This window comes from Bacteroidota bacterium (assembly GCA_030706745.1).
Classification (GTDB): domain Bacteria; phylum Bacteroidota; class Ignavibacteria; order Palsa-1295; family Palsa-1295; genus PALSA-1295.
In genome coordinates this window covers 29,810-48,488 of record JAUZNX010000020.1, presented here as the reverse complement: position 1 = coordinate 48,488, position 18,679 = coordinate 29,810, and the positions used below count along the sequence as shown (strand labels likewise).

Sequence of the window (18,679 nt, the reverse complement as noted above, 5' to 3'; positions counted from 1 at the left end):
CGACACTCCGGGGCAGGGACCTCGCATTAGGGCTAAAACGCGAGGCAGCATCGGCCCAAAACGAGCGGCTAATACCCGCTTAGTAAAGAGAAAAAAGTTGCCAAAAAAGAGAAAGGGCTCATAAGGATCTTCTAATTCCCGATCAGGAATAATCTCCACACTCAGGGTCAGTTATCTCGGGAAATGACACCAGCGACAAATTTCTCCCCTCCCGCTTGCGGGAGGGGCCGGGGGAGGGCGCGTCGGAAGCCTGTGCGGAGTCTTAGCGTGAGAAGGAAATGAAGATGTCCTGCGTAGCGACGAGGGAACGGTGCAAACCTACGGCGACCGATGCCGCTTCCTATTTTTGTATTGATTCTCTTCGTCGTGGCTTTGGTCGAGCAATAGAACGCAACACGATCGGGACCATGACTCACGAATCATGGACTTGATCAGTTCGGCACTGAACTCCGGAAAGCTCATATGGACCGTCACCTTCAACGAACCGTTCTCATATTGAGGATGGCTTCCTCGCTGGCCGGTGGTCACAAACCCATTCGCGCGGAGAATGGCAATCACCTCATCCGGCGTCAGCGGTGGGTATTTCTTATGCAAACCTCAGATGCGCCGACTGAGGGTCATAGATGGCATTCCTCGGCGCGGAGAGCCACCGAAAAAACCGTGTCAAAGCAAGACCGATGAGCCAGATAAATTGATAGGACAATGGTGCATTCTGGATGTAGGCGCTTCGTTGGAGCTCGTTGCGAGAAAAAGATCCGAAATAATTCGAAGCCATCATCCGAAGCGAAATGTTGTCCGCGGAGATTCCAAGGGGGAATCCTCGTGAAGAATTCGTCACTTCATCACATGACAGCCTTCGCACTTATACTCCTTCACTCCAAGCAGTGAGGCGGTGCGGGTCGCGACGCTATCGCGCATGAACCTGACGATGGCCGGCATCTTCTTTTCGAGTCTCTTCATCCCGGCTTCAGATCTTGGGAGCTTTGGCAACTTCTCATCCGGCATCTTGAACTCTCCGGTACGCGCGCCATTACCGTGGCACGTGACGCATTTCACAGTCGGAAATCGCTTGGCATCGAAAGCCGTGAACATTCGGGCGAATTCCGGCGTCAGAACATCGCGCATGTACTCTTTCTTTTCAGTGTGGCTCATGGCCTGATAGTTCACACTATCGGTCTGGGCTCGCAGGCCCGCCAAAGAAGAGTGCGCGCGAGTTGCAATCAATGATCCACTCGCGAGGAGCACGATAAGACTTGTCGGGATCAGCCACCGGAAATACGAACGCCCAGAATTCTTCATGCGCTCTGAACCGGCTTCTTAAATCGGAAGTTCTGTGCCCGCGTCGGGCGGGCGCCCCAAGGGGTCCTCCCCGCCTCGTATATTTGTACTCCAACACTCAAGACCAATCTCCATACGTGAAACGCACTCCCTTTTACCAGAAGCACATCGCGGCCGGCGGCAAGATCGTTGAATTTGCCGGTTACGAGATGCCCGTTCAATATTCAAAAGGTATCATCGCCGAGCACAAGGCCGTCCGCGAAGGCGCCGGCGGCGTCTTCGATGTCTCGCACATGGGCGAGTTCGATGTCGCCGGACCCGACGCACTCACCTTCCTCCAAACGCTGACGACGAACGATGTCAGCACGCTCGTCCCGGGTCAGGCGCAATATGGATGCCTGCCGAACGAGCACGGCACCATCCTCGACGATCTGATCATCTATTACATCGAACCCAACCACTACATGATCATCGTTAACGGCGCAACGATGGAAAAAGACTGGGCCTGGTTCAATAAGTACGCGCCGAAGTTCAATGTCAAGCTTAAGAATTTCACCGAAGAGACAGCGCTGCTCGCCATTCAGGGCAAAGGCGCGCAAACGGCGCTGCAATCGCTGACGAAAGTCGATCTGAGCAAGATTGAGTATTATCATTTCACCAGCGGCGAACTGGCCGGCGTGCAATGCGGCATCTCGCGAACGGGCTACACTGGCGAGCCCGGCTATGAGATTTGGTTTCCTCACGAGGGCAATGCCGATAAAGTGTGGGATGCGATCTTCGAAGCAGGCAAAGCCGTCGGCGGACTCGAACCAATCGGGCTCGGCGCCCGCGATACACTCCGTCTCGAAATGGGGTACTGCCTCTATGGTAATGATATCACCGAAGAGACGAACCCCCTCGAAGCCGGTTTGGGCTGGATCACAAAATTAAACAAGACGCCAGAGTGCCACGCATTCCCGGCGTTGCGCGAAATCAAAGAGCGCGGGCTCACGCGCAAACTGGTCGGACTCATCACGGACGAAAAAGGCGCGATCATGCGGCACGGCCACAAGATTGTCGATGAAAGCGGCTATACGATCGGCGAAATCACCAGCGGCAATCTTTCGCCGATGTTGAACCAGCCGATCGCCATGGGCTACGTCCCGACCGCGATGGCAAAGGACGGCACGGAAGTGCTGGTCGAAGTGCGGCCCGGCAAGCGCATCCGTGCCCGCGTCCAGAAGCCACCGTTTGTAAAGCCTGAAGTCAAAACGTCCTGACATAGTTTTCACGAAATAGAAGTTTTCTCTGGTTTTAGGGAATTATCAGAGAGAGAGAGAGAGATTACACCATTTTGAAAAGTAGTTTTCAAAATGGTGAAGGTTCTCAGCACTCTACTCGTCCTCACGCTGCTTGTTGCGGGATATTCACTATTTAATCACTCAAAAGCGTCAGGTCATGCCGCTACCGACGTGAAGATCGCGGTAGATTCAGCCGATGTTGATCTGGGAAAGTTAGAACAGGGCGATAGTGTCGGGTATACGTACCAAATCCATAACTCTGGTTCGGACACACTAAGAATTAGTGCCGTTAAGCCCTCTTGCGGATGCACTGACGCCCGGTTGAGCACCCACATAATCCCGCCATCATGTTCGGCCTCGCTGAAGGTGTTGTTTAGCTCGGTTGGTAAAGAGTTAGGACCTTATGCCAAAACGGTGTCGCTCATCTCGAACGCTACACCGAATCAGGAAATCTTGAGATTCCATGGATTGATTGTAATGCCAAGCAGACCGCACAACGCGGCAATGAGCATCCAGAATATCTTTTCGGGACGCTGCGCCGAATGCCATGTGAATCGAGGGCGCGGGCAGCTTGGAAAGACACTCTACGCGGCAGATTGTGCAATCTGCCATGGAGCGAGGGCGGAAGGGAAACCGGCGTCCGATTTAGTAACCTCGCAAAAAGAATTAGGCGAGACGTATCTCTTTCGGACGATTCTCGATGGGAAGCACGGGACAAACATGCCTGCGTTTGACTGGCAGAAGGGCGGCCCGTTAACGGCTCAGGAAATTAAGACACTCTGTCAATACATACGGATCGAACGATCGAATCGCTATTCAATGAAGTAGGACTTTTTAGACAGGAGACAATATATGAGAAACCCGCTTTTTATCGTTCTGCTTCTTGCCGGCGTAAGCGCCTGCAAGACCGAGCCACCACTATCTCCGGGCGGAAAGCATCAGCCGCTCTCGCTTGCTCCGGGGATGATCATAGCCGGTTCGGATACTATTTCGGGTGTAATGCTTTGCCAGTGCCTGATTACAGAAAATCCCCTCGGTGCCAGTAATGTGGCTGGCACTTATTGGACGAGATACACGACGATGGCGCAGTTCTTCGACACAACATCGACATTTCCTGTATCAGCTGGGGATGTTATGCTTAATGGGATTTCCATACCTGCTAGTGACAATCTCTACATCACAACGACTAATCAACCTTTTGCGACCTCTCACCACTGGCAAGTGGCCGGAAATACTTCCGGAACTGTTCCATCAATGGACACCACCGTCCAAGCGCCAAGTTTCTTTCATGTAACATATCCGAGGCCGATAATCGACACGGTTTCGAAGACCACCGGATTCTCATGTACCTACGGCAATCCCGGTACAGATTCGGTGGCTATTCAGATAGCCTATGATTCGGTTATGACGGGTGTAATTGATACTGGCATACATAATATGCGGCCAGACCCAGTCGACACCGTGGTTCCAAATACGGGTTCCTTTTTCGTTGGTTCTGCAATGCTTGCTGCATTCCCGAGTTCGGGCGTCATTCAGATCTTTATTGCAGCCTACAATTACAAGAGGATTTACGTAGCGAGCAAAGAATATGTCGTGGCTGCGGTTAGTCGAGCGCGCACGTATGGTATTATCAAGAACTAATTGGGGAGGGATTTATGAAGAACATGTTCTCTATGTGGTATTCAAGGAAAGTAACACGAGTTCTTGTGGTATCGATGTTATTAGCATTGACCACAACGGGTTACGAATGTAGCGAATCCTCTACCACCACAACGGGCGGCGGCACCCCGCCGCCGCCGCCATGTCCTCCACCTTGCAAAGCACACCTCTATGTCGGCGGTTGCGGCTATACTTCTCCCACGCACGTGGAAGAAGAGCCAGTTCCTCAGCCGCATATAACGAGCGGCGGTCCTAAATATCGTTCCGATATTATCGAAGTTGAGAGTGCTGACCCTTTAGACCCGAAGCCGAACACAGTTGATGCGAATGGGAATATAACTTATACCGTGACTTGTGGTTCGCTTACCGAGCTCGATGTTTTCGTATATGAGAGCGACCCCACCTGTCCTCCAGGCCAAGTCCGTTATCACATTATCGATGCAGTGCTTACTTCAAGTGGATGTGATAGGGTAGCTCATGATTACCATGATGAAGATTGTGGAATCAATGCTGGTTGCGTCATACATCCTTGGTAGTTGAGAAGTGCACCAATGATACGTTCCGCTTATCGAGAACCGTATCCAGGTTTCACATCGTTTAACGCTATGTGAAACAATTGGCAGGTCTCAAGCTCGATAAGGTTACAATGCGCTTCGGCGGACTGACCGCCGTGGGCAATCTCGATGCCGAGATTGGTCCGCACGATCTCGTCGGACTCATCGGTCCGAACGGCGCTGGCAAGACGACCGTCTTCAACGTCATCACGGGCGTCTACGAGCCGACCGAAGGCGATGTGCTGTTCGATGGCCTGCGCCTGAACGGACTTCGTCCACACACGATCGGCCACCGCGGAATTGCGCGGACGTTTCAGAATATTCGGCTCTTTCGCGGGATGTCGGTTTTCGATAACATTCGCGTATCGCTGACGCCCCGCACCAAGTTCGGCCACTGGCGCTCGATGCTCCGCATCGGCAGCTTCTACTCGAACGAGCGGCGGGTTGCCCTACGGGTGGAGGAATTGCTCGATCTGTTTCAGCTCCGCCATGCGCGCGATGAACTTGCGACGAGTTTACCGTATGGCGATCAGCGCCGTTTGGAAATCGTCCGCGCGCTCGCCACGGAGCCGAAGCTGCTCTTGCTCGATGAGCCCGCCGCCGGAATGAACATGGTCGAGAAGCAAAACCTGATGCGGCTCATCCGGCAACTTCGCGAGCAATTCTCAATTGCGATCTTACTCATCGAGCACGACATGTCGCTCGTCATGGGAATCTGCGAGCGGATTTACGTCCTCGATTACGGTCTCAAGATCGCCCATGGTTCACCGCTCGAAATCCGCAACGATCCGAAGGTGATCGAAGCCTATCTCGGCGAAGTAACAGAGTAGTAATGACAAATGGCGAATAAGGGACAAGGTCTTTTCATTTGTCATTCGTCATTCGTTATTCGTCATTTGGACTGGATTGTTCGTCTCACAACCCTCCTATTTGCGGCCGCGCTCGCCTACGAGCCGCTCTATCATCTGTTCCGTGGTTCGCTTGCCTTCTCCGTCTTCCCGCAGGATGATTTCTACTACTATTATCTCACGGCGAAGAATATCGCGTTGCACGGCTTCTCGTCGTTCGATGGCATCGTACCGACTAACGGCTATCATCCGCTGTGGCTGTGGGTGCTTTCGGCAGTTTCGTTTGTTGTTCGCAGCAACGATCGCTCCTTCTTCATCGCGCTCGAAGGCATCCAGATCATCTCCGCCATGGTCAGTGCAGAGTTGCTCATGCGATTGCTCTCGCGGCTATTCACGCCATCGAGTTGGCTCTATGTGGTTAGCTTAGGCGCGGCCGTTCTCGAAACAGTGCTCATCTTCACCGGGATGGAAACAGTACTCGCCATCCCCTTGCTGTTACTCTTCGCATGGATGGTGATGAACGCGATGGAACAAATGGACCGGCGCAGCTTGCTCCTCGCCGGGTTTATCGGATCGCTCCTCGTGCTGGCGCGACTGGACACGGTGATTGCCGTTGGGCTGGCGCTCGTGCTTCTATTCCAATCGCGAGTCTTACCAAGGTACTTGGCCTGGTTTGTTTTTGGATTGGTGCCGGTGGTTTTGTATCTCCTTTCGGACTTTGTGTTTTATGGCGATCTCATTCCGGTCAGCGCACAAGTAAAGCAATTGCCCGGCGGCTTCCGATTTAGCTTCCGCGCCATCGAAGCGATCGGGACGCCGCGCGGCTCGCTCTATTTCCTGACAACGATAATCGGCTTCGTGCTCGCGCTTTGGGCGTGGAAAAAGCCGAATGCGCGTAGTGGTGTGCGTCTTCTGTTGGTCGCGTTTCCAATTCTGTTTACACTTCTACTGGCATTGCGGGTGACGTGGAGCAGTTACCTCTGGTATTTTTATCCCTTTCCAATTTCAACGGCGGTCGCTCTGCTGTTGCTTCGGGAGCAGTGGACCAAGTGGACACGATGGACCGAGTGGTCGGGAATCGCGGCTCTGGGACTCATCATTATCTTCTCCGCTCTCTTTCTGGTTCGAGACATTCCCATGATGACAACGAATTTCCGCCTGCCGCCTCAGCACCCGTATCTTCACGCGCTTGGCATCCAGCCCTTCACCGAATCGCATCCCGGCCGCTATGCAATGGGCGATCGCGCTGGCATCACGGCGTTCATGACCCATCAGCCGATGCTACAACTCGAAGGGTTAGCTGCCGATGAGGCGATGGTCGATTCCATTCGCGGTCGTGCCGACCTCCTTTCCGTCCTGCGACGGTATGGCGTCCAATACTACATTGTCTCATACCCACTTCGTGAGTTTCACGAATCTGCCATGCTGTGGGATCTCGTCGAACCACACGAACAGCAGATCCAGCCGTATGTCCCGCGAATGCGTGGGAGGTTCTATGCACCGGACGTTTTTCGGTATCCGGGGTATCCGGCACCGGCCGAAGCATCCACGTCCGATTCGGCGGTTTGGATTACGCGTATTCTCGACATTTCTCATGCCATCGAGTACACTCCGATGGAAGGAAAGTAACCGCCTCAGGTGTTTGTGATTTCCGCAACCATGCTAACAGTCCAGGACCTGCACGTTTCCTACGGCGAGATCAAAGCGATCCGCGGCATCTCGCTCGAGGTGCCTGATGGCTCGATCGTCACGCTCATCGGCGCGAATGGCGCTGGCAAAACCACGTTGCTGCGAACGATCTCGGGTCTCCTGAAGGCCAAGAGCGGTTCGATCGCATGGAACGGCAAGAATATTACCAACTGCCCGCCGCACGATGTCGTCAAGCTCGGCATCGCACATGCACCTGAAGGGCGAATGATCTTTGCCAACCTGACAGTACTCGAGAACCTTCGCATGGGTGCATTCCTCAGAAAGGACCGAGAGGAAATCGCGCGCGATCTGGAATTCTCCTATACCATTTTTCCGCGACTCAAAGAGCGACTCTGGCAACCGGGCGGCACGCTCTCCGGTGGCGAGCAACAAATGCTGGCCATCGCCCGCGCGCTTATGTCCAAGCCGAAAATGCTCCTGCTCGATGAGCCCTCACTTGGCATCGCGCCGATTCTAGTCCGAACGATCTTCGAGAAGATCAAGGAAATCAACCGTGAGCTTGGCGTTACAGTGCTACTCGTCGAGCAAAATGCGAACCTTGCACTGGCCATCGCGCACACGGCATACGTGATCGAGACCGGCAAGATTGTCCTGAGCGGTCCCGCGCGCGAACTTGCAGAGAATGAAGAAGTCAAGCATGCCTATTTAGGGACGGGGTAACATAACCTATCTCGCAGTGAGCAACTTGCAAACAAAAGGATTGCCATTTATCATACCACGGGCAATTACTATACTCGAACTGAAGGGAGCGGAACAAAGGGGAATATCATGGAACCCGGGTGGAACTGATAATGCAAGCGTCTTGAATCGACGGCCCAGAATGTCATTGACATCAATTGAAATACTACTTTCATTATTTGAATAAAGTCTCAGATTGATGGTCCCCTGCGATTCGAATAATGAGGCCTGTACCTTTTGCACTATTGATGTATTCACCATTTCGAGCCCATGTTCAAAGACACCACGATGGACCCCATCCCCTGCAGACACATAAAGAGTATCACCGTCAGCTGCTATGTCAAAGACTTGGGCTGAGCCCATGCCTAAGGTATCGGGCAACCAAGAGTCCCCGTAATCCGTCGATTCGTATACGCCTTTGTCGGTACAAGCGAAAGTATGGGTTCGGGTAAAAAGCATATTCGATGCGAACGTTACGGGGATTGGAAGGTACTTCGTAACAATATGGCCTGCCGTATTCACCCAACTCTGCAATCCATTCATTATGAGATACAACCTTTCGTCGTATCGAACAGGGATGTAGGCAGATGGACCAATGACACTTGAGTAATGCCAAGATACAGCCGCATCGGTAGTTGCTTGAAGCCCGCAGTTTGTTCCATCCCAAATAGTGTCGGAAGAAAAGACGGCACCACTAACTCCGCTCTGACAATAATACTCGTTGTACTTCCATGAGAGACCTGAATCTTCGCTTACAAACCACCCTTGCTCGCCACCGGCCAGAAGTGATTTTCCGATTACACCAAATGTTTCGATTAACTCGTGGCCAGGTCCCTTCCAGCCGTAAATAAGACTCCATGTATCACCATCATCAGAACTATAATAGACTTCTGGGTCAATCGCGGCAAAGACATGCCCCTGCCCCCAATAAAGCTGATTAACACTATAATTTGAAGGTGAGACCCAGACTTGCGACCAATTTCTCCCCCCGTCTATTGATCGGAAAGTCCCACATTGGAGCCCCGAAGCAAAGAGCGTGTGGTTATGAAGCAGCAACCGCGCAGTGCGAATGTTATTCAAACTGTAATTTGATTCCTGCCAAGACTTTCCTGTGTCGTTACTTCGTAAAACCCCTTGACCATATGTTGACGCGATAATTATATGCTTCACCATTCCAATTGCCATGACACCCCGTGTCGCAAGTTTGGCACACTGCTCCTGCCAATCACTACCACCATTGGAGCTAATCCAGAAAGAACTGTCTTGCTTGCAAACTGCCACCACCAATTCGTTCGCAGCCATATAAGCGATCTGATCGCAATTCAGTCCTGACCATGTCATCCCAGCGTCAGTCGTTTTTACAAGGCTTGAACCCGCTCTTGCATACACGGTATCGCCGACACCAATCAATGAGACAATTGGGAAGTTTGAAAGCCCGACCGAGCTTCGAACCCACTGGCTACCACCATTCGTACTTTGATATACACCCGTATCAGTACTTACAAGCAACGAATTTCGTGTCGTCGTTACGCCCCTCAGAGTCCAAAGTACGGTATCAAACCGAACGTAAAAGTATTTATGGGTTTGATCCCAGACGGTATCATTCACGGCCTTTCGTGGTAATCCACGGGACACATCCTGCCATGACCGTCCTGAATCGACGCTCTTGAAAACACCGGAGCCGCCGCCATCAATCGAAAATAGAGTGTCATGGATCGGATAGAACCCAGCAAGCACAGATGATAAATCTTCTCCCCGTTGTTGCTTCCAAGTCCCTCCTTTGTCACTGCTGATATAAATCTTCCCCCACCAGTCTTCCGCTAAAATCAAATTCCCAAGATTCGCAAACGCCTCGGCATGACCTCCATCCTGAAAGATCCCTGTGAGTTCTGCCCAAGTTTGACCCGTGTCAGTGCTGCGATATACCCGATTGCCTCCATCAATGCTATGTCTGTCTTCTGAGACGAATATCAGTCCACTTCTCAAGGTCCAAGCATTTGAAAGAAGTCCGCCTCCAGGCCCCGAGGTTCGCTCCCAGCGAATCGTCTGAGCAGAAGCGTGCAAACCAGCCGTTAGCAATCCCACTACCGTTAGGATGAAGCCTCTTAAGAGTGATTTCATGGAGATTCTGAACCACACATAAAACTGGAGAATTGCATGGGGATGCAATTTTGACCTCGGCGTCGCTCAATTCGAAGCTAATTCAAGATACATTCTGTTCGGGGCAAAGCCTTTAGCGCTACAAATACCTAATGCCAGCTAACTATCATTCCAACGAGAGCTTTGACGGGTTTATCGCCATGGCCCACGCCTACGGGCCGCGCATTCTCTCGGCCGTCCTTGGTGGCGGCCTGATCGGCGCGGAGAATCAGGTCTATGGCAAAGCCGCAGGGCTTCGGACAAGCCTGCTCGTAACGCTCGCCGGTTGCGTGATCACAATCGTCTCGATCGAGACTTCGGTACTCTTCGGCGGTGAGCCCGGTCGTATCACCGCGCAAATTCTCACCGGGATCGGCTTTATCGGCGGCGGTGTGATTTTGCAGCAGCGCGGCAAGATTCACGGGATCACAACGGCGGCATCCATTTTCGTTTCGGCGGGTATCGGTATCGTTGCCGGTTCAGGATTTATCTTTAGTGCCGTCGCAATCGCGCTGATTGCATTCGTGATTCTTCTCCTCCTGCGTCCCGTCGATTACTTCATCGACCGCTACCCACCGTTCCTTCGTCTGCGTGAGATCGATCGCGAAGCGTTCAAGGCCAGACTTCGCCGTAAGGAAGTCAAAAAGGTGGCGAAAGAGATCGCGCCAGACGAACAAGTCTGATCGTGTGTATCGGCGAGTTTTACTCGCCGCCCCCCATACTGCAACTGGCCACTATCCGAATAGCGTTCTGCCTGCCTCATGGCAGAACCCTTAGCAAAAGCATATTCCCCGAACGCCGTCGAAAAAACATGGTACGAGCGATGGGAACAATATCATCTATTTGATGCGAACCGCGCGGAGCTAAATCCGCAGGACCCGACCGGACGCCGCGCGGTCGATATGCCGCCATTCGTCGTGGTCATTCCACCCCCGAATGTAACGGGCATTCTGCACATGGGCCACGCGCTGAATAATTCGATTCAGGACGTCTATGTCCGCCTGAACCGGATGCTGGGCCATGAAGCACTCTGGATGCCCGGCACCGATCACGCCGGTATCGCCACGCAGACGAAGATCGAACGCGAGATGCGGGCCGAGGGGCTCACGCGGCACGACCTGGGACGCGAGAAATTCGTCGAGCGCGTCTGGGAGTGGAAAGAAAAATACGGCGGGATCATTCTCGATCAGCTCCGTGCACTCGGGTGCTCCTGCGATTGGCGCCGCACCCGTTTTACAATGGACCCGGCGTACTATGAAGCTGTGATCGAGTGCTTCGTCCGTCTCCACGAGAAAGGACTGATCTATCGCGGCAAGCGAATCATCAATTGGTCGCCACTCGCGCAGTCTGCGCTTTCCGATGAAGAGGTTATACACAAGGAAACCCAGGGCAAGCTCTACTTCTTCCGTTATCCCATCGTCGGTTCACGTGATGGCGAGCCGGAATATCTGACGATTGCGACAACGCGTCCCGAGACAATGCTCGGCGATGTGGCCGTGGCTGTCAATCCCGACGACGACCGCTACAAGCACCTCGTGGGCCGCACGTTGGTCCTGCCTCTGGTCGAGCGCGAGATTCCGATCATCGCGGATGCCTATGTGGACAAAGAATTCGGTACTGGCTGCGTCAAGATCACACCGGCGCACGACGTGAATGATTTCGAGATTGGTTTGCGGCACAACCTCGCGCAGATCAACGTGATGGACACGCACGGTGTCATCAACGAGAACGGCGGACGCTTTGCCGGACTCGACCGGTTCGATGCCCGAAAGCGTGTCGTCGAAGAACTGCAACTACTCGGTCTGGTCGAAAAGATCGAGAACTATACGCACTCCGTCGGTTATTCGGAGCGTGGCGGCGAGATGGTCGAGCCATATCTCTCGGACCAGTGGTTCGTGAGCATGAAACCGCTCGCGGAACCCGCGTTGAGAGTAGTGGACGAGGGGCTCGTGCACCTGCATCCCGAGCGATGGGTCACCACGTATCGCCACTGGATGACGAACATCCGAGATTGGTGTATCTCGCGGCAGCTCTGGTGGGGCCACCGGATACCCGCGTGGTATGCGGAGACCGGCGAGATTTTTGTTGGCCGCAATGAACCGGAAGCACGCGCGAAAGCTACCGCAGCCGGTTACACTGGCCCGCTCGTGCAAGATCCAGATGTGCTCGATACGTGGTTCTCGTCATGGCTCTGGCCGATGGCGACGCTCGGCTGGCCCGAAGCGACACCGGACCTGATCGAGTTCTATCCGACTTCGCTGCTCTCGACCGGCTTCGAGATTATCTTCTTCTGGGTCGCGCGGATGATCATGGCCGGCATCGAGTTCATGCCGTCGATTCCAATGAAAGACGGCTCGCCGCGAACCGAACTGAAGGACTTGATCCCCTTCCGCGACGTCTATTTCCACAACATCGTGCGCGATTTGGATGGCCGCAAGATGTCGAAATCGCTCGGCAACTCGCCGGACTTGCTCGAACTCCTCGCGCGCTATGGCACCGACGCCGTGCGGTTTTCGCTGCTCTATCTCGCACCGCTTGGTCAGGACATTCGCTTTGCCGAAGCCTCCTGCGAGATTGGCCGCAACTTCGCGAACAAACTTTGGAATGCGACGCGCTTCGTCATCATGAAGCGCGATGAATATCAGGCGAAGCTACCGGCCACTACGGAGTTTGAATCGGAAGCAGCGGATAGTGGAAAGAGGATAGTGGACAGTGTTAAGCGATCCACTCCCCATTCTCCATTATCCACTATCCACTATCCACTATCCACTTTATCGGACAAGTGGATCATTAGCCGCGCCAACCGTGCCGCGCGTGATATCCGCAAGGCTTTCGATAACTACGAGATCAACGAGGCGACGAAAGTCCTCTACGATTTCGTTTGGGGCGATTTCTGCGATTGGTACCTTGAGATCGTCAAACTTCAACCGGATTCGGTGCCGCTGGCGGTTGAAATTTTGGAGGGCATCCTCCGTTTGTTGCATCCGATCATGCCGTTTGTCACTGAAGAACTTTGGCATGCACTGACCGGCGTGCCGGAAGACGTGCTGCTCGGCCGCGACGATTACATCACGCCAGATACGTATAAGATCGATGACGAAGCGGAACGGGAGTTCTTGCTCGTTCAGAAGACAGTCGAGGCAGCGCGGCTGATTCGCTCCACGCTCAATCTTCCTCCATCGGCCTCGGCATCGATCGTGGTTCAAGCCCGAAATGCCGAAGGTCTGCGGGCCCTCCAATCGTGCTCGCATATCATCGAGCGGCTGGCACGTGCCAGTGAACTGACGATTGAAGCCGAGGGTACCGAGTATTCGTCACGCGAGTATACCAGCGAACTCGTCGGTGGTGATGCGCGTGTATTTGTGAAGCAACCAACGGTATCTGTCGCCGACCGCGCCAAAGAGCACGAACGGCTCTCGAAGGAGCTCGTCCGGGTCCGATCTCAATTCGAGCAGGTAACCGCGAAGCTTTCAAATGATGGGTTTCTTGCGCGCGCGCCCGAACAGGTCGTGCTGAAGGAGCGGGAGAAGCAATCAAACTATGCAGATCAGATTGAAAAGCTCGAAGGAAGCCTAAAAGAGCTCGCATAGATTATTCTCGCGTGATTTCCAAATACCGCTTGTGTTAAGAAACGGATTCATTCGATGAAAATCCGAACTCATGCTTAGTCATGAGCGTTTTTCGGCCACGTCAATGGATGCAGTGCCCCACAATCTGCAAAGAACTTCTTTGCGAAGTTCGGTCCGTTTTTAAGCCGCATTTGCCAATAATTGAATGTTCGAACACTTGCGTAAGCTGCAGGGATGTGTCATTGCTTTGTTTTTAATCATCCTGGCTCCCACACTTCGGGCGCAGCAACAGGATTACTATGCATTTGTCCGAGCCGACTGGCATCTAGCCGGCATTGCCGAGTATCAATCGGACTGGCGCGGCGCCATCGAATACTACCAACAGGCCGTCGAACATAGTGCTTCTCTTCCGCTGGTTGTTCGGGAGTGGTATCGAGGAACCGCAGAGTATGGCATTGCTCGCTGTTCTGCCCGCATCCATGAGGATTCGGCGTCACGGACACACCTCGATCGCGCATTTCATCACCATTTTTGGAATTCCCCGCTGATTCGACTCGACAGTCTGCTGGTCTCCGCTTGCGGTTCGACATGGCTTGATAGTGAATCGCAGTTTTGGGCTACCGTCTGCGCCGAGGAACGTCCGACGTGGCATGCGCAGCCGCCATTGATCTACTATCCGAATGGCTACGACTCAACAGACCGGTGGCCGCTAATCATCGCGATGCATGGTGGCAATGGCAACTACGAAAGTTTTGCAGAGCGATGGCCTGAAATGGCAAATCTGCTGAAGGCTGTCATCGTTGTTCCGGCGGGTATTATTCGCGAGTCCGAAATCACGAATTCCTGGGGCTCGAATATGGACGCAATCGAAGGACCGATTCTCAAGATCGCGAGTGATTTCACACACGCGCATCGTGTCGATGCTTCGCAAGTGTATCTCACAGGCTTTTCGCAGGGCGCACAGGCGTCCATTGAACTCACGCTTCGGCATCCCGATATTTTTCACGGCGCAATTGCGATGTCCGGCTTCACGTCCGATCCACCGAACGACAGCGCGCTTGCGGTTGCCCGCGCCAGAGGTGTTCGTATCTATGCCATCAGTGGCGAGTATGAGGATCCGACATTTCACGCACAAATCCAAGGCATCCACGATCTGTGCGCAAAAGGCGGGATTCCGTTCGATCTCACCATCGTCCCTGGTATGATCCACGAAGTCCCACTAGATCTTCGTACAAAATTTCTTGCCGGATGGAATTGGGTTCGGCCGCCAGCGCAGGCTGCCGTTCATCGAGGAGAATAGCCTGCGGCATATAGGCTACAAACTTTTGCTTACGAAAGCCGATCGATGACACGCTTGAGTTTCTCGCGAACTTCCGTCGCGATCGGCATCAGCGCTTCGTTTTGTACTGCGGCCATCGATGCAATGGGATCGACGGCTATAACTTCGACCTGACCCGGAGCAAGTTCTTGCACTACGACATTGCACGGCAGCATCGTCCCGATCTTATCTTCGGCCGATAACGCACGATGCGCAAAGGCAGGATTGCAGGCGCCAAGTATGCGGTACGGTCGAAAATCCACGTCCAGTTTCTTCTTGAGCGTTGCCGCGACATCGATCTCGGTAAGGACACCGAATCCTTCGGTGGCCAGGCCAGCCGTCGCGCGCGCAATTGCATCATCGAACGTCGTGTGAAGTGTTTTTGAAAAATAGTAATCCATCTTCGTATCTCGTGTGGTGATAGAGAATGGTATAGCGAACTGCCGCCACCATTGTTCCAATGGCACTCAAGAAGTCTATCGCAGCAGCCACACCTCGCAGGGATATGGCCCACGAGCAAATTGAGTGACGAGCGAATCTGAAGAAGTAATCAGTGATGGCTCGCCGTGAAACAGCTTCAGATCCAACTCCGATTGAAGAAAGAGATACGAGTTCGGCTGTTGACGCATCGCGGCAAGGACTTGCGGCAGCATTGTGGAATCCTCCAAATAGGCATGGCGAATATCGCGCCGGCCCAGCACTTCGAGTACGTGATATACAAACCCACCATCGAACGTGTACTGCGAACGCAATTTCGTCGCATCGTCTTTCGGTGTCAGCAGGTTTTGGTGCTCGATACCGTGAAGACTATAGACACACACGGCAAAGAGCGAATTCTGGGGCAAATTCTTTGCGCTCCATGTAAGTGCATCGTTGGCATTCTGCCGCACATCGCGAACATCGCGCAGCATCTGCTCTTCGGCCTTCAGTTTTGGGACTGCTGCGACAATAACAAACACACCGAGCACCGCGAACAACGAAGCGAACACGATGCGAGCGCGAGGATTTCGCACAGTCTTGAGTTTCCCCGCCACTTCTTCCACCCACACGGACCAGGCCCATCCGCCAATAATGATGGAAAGAATCGCCACTTCTGTAAGCTGCGTCTTGACAAGCTGCACCGTGAAGAGGAGCGCGCCCACCGCCAACATCAAGCAGAGAACGAACGGCAGAAGTCGCCGGGCGCGCGCTTGCTCGGGATTGGGTCGGATAGCAAGCCACATAAGTATGAAGAATAATAGCGGGACGGCGACCAGCACATTAGTGAACACAAGAAGCGCGGCAACGACCGCCATCACACTGAGCGAGAGAAAATCCATGAGAGAAACCCCACGCCCAAATTTCCCAACGAACTCACGTAACGCAATAAAGACGATAGGAAAGAAAATGAGCAGTCGAGGCGCAATTGCGAGATAGACCGCGCTATAATAGTTGATTCGCTCTCGCACGGCCTCGCCAATTCCCGGCGCGGAAAGCGAAAGAAATCGATTGCCACGTGTCGGAGAATTGCTGAGAATAAAGACGGTCACTACAAGAAGGACGGAATATGCGACAAACGCAGGCCATCTTGTCCAACCGGTCCATTTGGTCCATGCACGTTCATCCACGATGGCCCAGATCAGGACCACATGTACCAGCACAACCGCCGGCTCTTTCGAAAGTACCGCGAACGTGCCGAGCAGCATCGCCAGGAGCCAATAGGTCAATTGGCCTTCGCGCAGCCCTCGCAAGCCAAAGTACCACGCCGGAGCGGTGAAGACAAGCTCCAATCCATACGTTAGATCGCTGTACCAGAAAAAAACATTCAGGATCGTGGCAAAGGCGACTGGATAGAGCAGCACCGAAACTTCGAGCGCGTACCAGCGCCCGGCAATGTAACGAGCGGTCAGCCCGACGAACGCAAGCCCTATGATGAGCATCGAGCAAAGCTTCAGGTGCCACCAAAACGGATGAGCCCAGCCGGCAACATGGGTCAAGCCGTATGCCGCAAGCGCGAACATCGGCCGGTAGCTATTGACAAGCTGTCCCTTGATTGGATCGAATGCATCCCACCAGTGGTGCGCCAGCGACCACTCCATCAGCAGGATGTCGTCCAAACGGAATGGCATCCGATAGCGCGTCGTAAACAGCCCGATCACGGCAAGGCCGAATGCAGCGAGAAGGAGATCGAAAGTGCGGCGCATTCGCAAAGTTACGAACATTAGGAATCTCCGAGTGACTAATCACAATATCGTGCGCCCCTCCCGCAAGCGGGAGGGGAGATTGTGTTTAGTCTTTCCTCCCTGCAAGGGGGATGGAAGGTTCGATGACAAGCCGTTCAGGAACGTTCGTCATTCGTAATTCGTCATTTGTCATTGAACTGGGGATGCACTGGTTTCGACGGGGGATAATCCGCTGAAGTCGCGTGTGAGCAATCACATGCAGGTGCGCACCGAGTGGCGCCGGGAACGCTCGTGAATTATCGCAAGATGATTCTGACTCAAACTCGCGGCAACAAACAATTGCGAACTCTTATAGCTACGCAATGGCTGCCTAAGCTCCTTTAGAGTAATCTAAGGTTGATGCTGCTATTCCACCTATCGGTGGGAGGGCGCCCGTCGCACCGGGTCTTTGGACTTGGCAGATTCGGATGCGGTGTAAACCGGATGAGCAATCATCCGCCAGGTCTCTTCGCGCATGAGTGCTCTTCGCTTGCGCAGAAGTAATAAGGAGGGGCGATGATGATCGGTCGGGGGTCTCCTGCTATGGCCGGACGTCATCTAACTAATCAGGGGACTATGTGCGTAGTACCCTTCGGTTGAATTCTTCGGACAGGGGTTCGACTCCCCTCATCTCCACGGAAACAGAACCGGGATTTGTGGGATGCTTTGGATGGACGGGATTCAGATCCCAAACGTCTTGAACATCTCACGAATCCCGGTTCTGATTTTAGGCATGTGCCGGAACGCGCTCGCTGAAGAGTTCGAGCATGGCCTCATTGAAGGCATGAATGTCTGAAGGCTGCCGAGAAGATACCCAATTGCGGTCGCGAATAACCTCAGTATCCTCATACTTTCCACCGGCATTGATGATATCGTCTTTGATCGTGTGGAATCCGGTAAGCCGACGGTCCTTCACCAGACCAGCGGAAATCAAGACCCAAGGTGCGTGACAGATGAACGCAATCGGCTTTCCTTCTTGGTTCATTCTTCGCACGAATTCGAGCGCCCGTTTCTCCGTCCGGAGCCGATCTGCATTCAATGCGCCGCCGGGCAGCAGGAGTGCGTCGAACTCATCCGGATTGGCTTCATCGAGGGTCTGGTCCACCGGAAAATCATCTCCCGCCTGATCGTGACGGAATCCCCTTACCCATTCAGGTTTCGGTGCGATTAGGAAAGTATCCGCTCCCGCGTTATCGAGCGCTTCGCGCGGACCGGTAAGTTCGGACTCTTCAAAATTGTCGGTGACGATAATTGCCACGCTCATGCCGGTGAGGTCTGATTGTGCCATAGACTTTCTACGTTATTGTTGAGTGAATTATGAACGGTTCGCTGTCCGACCGGACATTCTCTCGCACCGCAAAGAGTGCACCGGTCCGTTGAGCAGCTGGTCACGATGCGCCTTGTCACCACAATCTGCTGCGCAGTCATTGCCGATTCTTTGGTGG

General features: G+C 53.5%; 15 protein-coding genes and 1 other RNA gene. 10 read left to right on the top strand and 6 right to left on the bottom strand.

From position 1 onward, the window contains the following. Positions 1-318: 318 nt before the first annotated feature. Together Q8902_15145 and Q8902_15140 are read right to left on the bottom strand one after the other, a co-directional pair. Positions 319-594, bottom strand: coding sequence for a type II toxin-antitoxin system HicA family toxin (locus tag Q8902_15145; protein MDP4200895.1), 276 nt, complete (start codon positions 592-594; stop codon positions 319-321). A gap of 240 nt (positions 595-834) precedes the next feature. Continuing rightward, positions 835-1,299 carry a hypothetical protein gene (locus Q8902_15140; protein MDP4200894.1) on the bottom strand — a complete coding sequence of 155 codons (465 nt, stop codon included), beginning with the start codon at positions 1,297-1,299 and terminating at the stop codon, positions 835-837. A gap of 116 nt (positions 1,300-1,415) precedes the next feature. Between Q8902_15140 and gcvT the strand changes: the two genes are divergently transcribed. The 6 genes from gcvT (at position 1,416) to Q8902_15110 (ending at position 7,989) form a co-directional block, all read left to right on the top strand. Next, entirely contained in the window at positions 1,416-2,537 is a 1,122-nt protein-coding gene (gene gcvT, locus Q8902_15135) for a glycine cleavage system aminomethyltransferase GcvT (GenBank protein MDP4200893.1), read from the top strand. Between the two features lie 93 nt (positions 2,538-2,630). Then, complete coding sequence (locus tag Q8902_15130) at positions 2,631-3,386, top strand: DUF1573 domain-containing protein (protein MDP4200892.1); 756 nt, start codon at positions 2,631-2,633, stop codon at positions 3,384-3,386. A 24-nt stretch (positions 3,387-3,410) separates the two neighbouring features. Further along, positions 3,411-4,199, top strand: coding sequence for a hypothetical protein (locus Q8902_15125; protein MDP4200891.1), 789 nt, complete (start codon positions 3,411-3,413; stop codon positions 4,197-4,199). Between the two features lie 634 nt (positions 4,200-4,833). Continuing rightward, entirely contained in the window at positions 4,834-5,601 is a 768-nt protein-coding gene (locus Q8902_15120; GenBank protein MDP4200890.1) for an ABC transporter ATP-binding protein, read from the top strand. Between the two features lie 9 nt (positions 5,602-5,610). Next, entirely contained in the window at positions 5,611-7,248 is a 1,638-nt protein-coding gene (locus tag Q8902_15115) for a hypothetical protein (GenBank protein MDP4200889.1), read from the top strand. A 30-nt stretch (positions 7,249-7,278) separates the two neighbouring features. Further along, the gene (locus Q8902_15110) at positions 7,279-7,989 is read left to right on the top strand and encodes an ABC transporter ATP-binding protein (GenBank protein ID MDP4200888.1); all 711 of its coding nucleotides are present in this window, start codon (positions 7,279-7,281) and stop codon (positions 7,987-7,989) included. A gap of 6 nt (positions 7,990-7,995) precedes the next feature. On the opposite strand, the gene Q8902_15105 is transcribed toward Q8902_15110, so the two are convergent. Then, positions 7,996-9,993 carry a hypothetical protein gene (locus tag Q8902_15105; GenBank protein MDP4200887.1) on the bottom strand — a complete coding sequence of 666 codons (1,998 nt, stop codon included), beginning with the start codon at positions 9,991-9,993 and terminating at the stop codon, positions 7,996-7,998. 266 nt (positions 9,994-10,259) lie between these two features. Between Q8902_15105 and Q8902_15100 the strand changes: the two genes are divergently transcribed. The 3 genes from Q8902_15100 to Q8902_15090 all read left to right on the top strand — a co-directional run bounded on the left by Q8902_15100 (position 10,260) and on the right by Q8902_15090 (position 15,015). Beyond that, complete coding sequence (locus Q8902_15100) at positions 10,260-10,829, top strand: MgtC/SapB family protein (GenBank protein MDP4200886.1); 570 nt, start codon at positions 10,260-10,262, stop codon at positions 10,827-10,829. Between the two features lie 78 nt (positions 10,830-10,907). Further along, entirely contained in the window at positions 10,908-13,736 is a 2,829-nt protein-coding gene (locus tag Q8902_15095; GenBank protein MDP4200885.1) for a valine--tRNA ligase, read from the top strand. A gap of 184 nt (positions 13,737-13,920) precedes the next feature. Continuing rightward, positions 13,921-15,015, top strand: a complete 1,095-nt coding sequence (locus Q8902_15090; protein ID MDP4200884.1) for a PHB depolymerase family esterase — start codon at positions 13,921-13,923, stop codon at positions 15,013-15,015. Between the two features lie 29 nt (positions 15,016-15,044). Here the strand turns inward: Q8902_15090 and Q8902_15085 are convergent, their stop codons facing one another. Further along, positions 15,045-15,434, bottom strand: a complete 390-nt coding sequence (locus tag Q8902_15085) for a DUF302 domain-containing protein (protein MDP4200883.1) — start codon at positions 15,432-15,434, stop codon at positions 15,045-15,047. Positions 15,435-15,509: 75 nt separating this feature from the next. Beyond that, the gene (locus Q8902_15080; GenBank protein MDP4200882.1) at positions 15,510-17,216 is read right to left on the bottom strand and encodes a hypothetical protein; all 1,707 of its coding nucleotides are present in this window, start codon (positions 17,214-17,216) and stop codon (positions 15,510-15,512) included. Between the two features lie 178 nt (positions 17,217-17,394). Here Q8902_15080 and ssrA point away from each other — a divergent pair. Beyond that, positions 17,395-17,873, top strand: a transfer-messenger RNA (tmRNA) gene (ssrA, locus tag Q8902_15075). Between the two features lie 88 nt (positions 17,874-17,961). Here the strand turns inward: ssrA and Q8902_15070 are convergent. After that, positions 17,962-18,522, bottom strand: coding sequence for a type 1 glutamine amidotransferase domain-containing protein (locus Q8902_15070; protein ID MDP4200881.1), 561 nt, complete (start codon positions 18,520-18,522; stop codon positions 17,962-17,964). Positions 18,523-18,679 lie beyond the last annotated feature (157 nt).

Coding starts and splice junctions, on each gene's coding strand:
- Q8902_15125 (MDP4200891.1), top strand. CDS start 3,411: ATGAGAAACCCGCTTTTTATCGTTCTGCTTCTTGCCGGCGTAAGCGCC.
- Q8902_15110 (MDP4200888.1), top strand. CDS start 7,279: ATGCTAACAGTCCAGGACCTGCACGTTTCCTACGGCGAGATCAAAGCG.
- Q8902_15085 (MDP4200883.1), bottom strand. CDS start 15,434: ATGGATTACTATTTTTCAAAAACACTTCACACGACGTTCGATGATGCA.
- Q8902_15080 (MDP4200882.1), bottom strand. CDS start 17,216: ATGCGCCGCACTTTCGATCTCCTTCTCGCTGCATTCGGCCTTGCCGTG.
- Q8902_15100 (MDP4200886.1), top strand. CDS start 10,260: ATGCCAGCTAACTATCATTCCAACGAGAGCTTTGACGGGTTTATCGCC.
- Q8902_15095 (MDP4200885.1), top strand. CDS start 10,908: ATGGCAGAACCCTTAGCAAAAGCATATTCCCCGAACGCCGTCGAAAAA.
- Q8902_15140 (MDP4200894.1), bottom strand. CDS start 1,299: ATGAAGAATTCTGGGCGTTCGTATTTCCGGTGGCTGATCCCGACAAGT.
- Q8902_15090 (MDP4200884.1), top strand. CDS start 13,921: ATGTTCGAACACTTGCGTAAGCTGCAGGGATGTGTCATTGCTTTGTTT.
- Q8902_15115 (MDP4200889.1), top strand. CDS start 5,611: ATGGCGAATAAGGGACAAGGTCTTTTCATTTGTCATTCGTCATTCGTT.
- Q8902_15130 (MDP4200892.1), top strand. CDS start 2,631: ATGGTGAAGGTTCTCAGCACTCTACTCGTCCTCACGCTGCTTGTTGCG.
- Q8902_15070 (MDP4200881.1), bottom strand. CDS start 18,522: ATGGCACAATCAGACCTCACCGGCATGAGCGTGGCAATTATCGTCACC.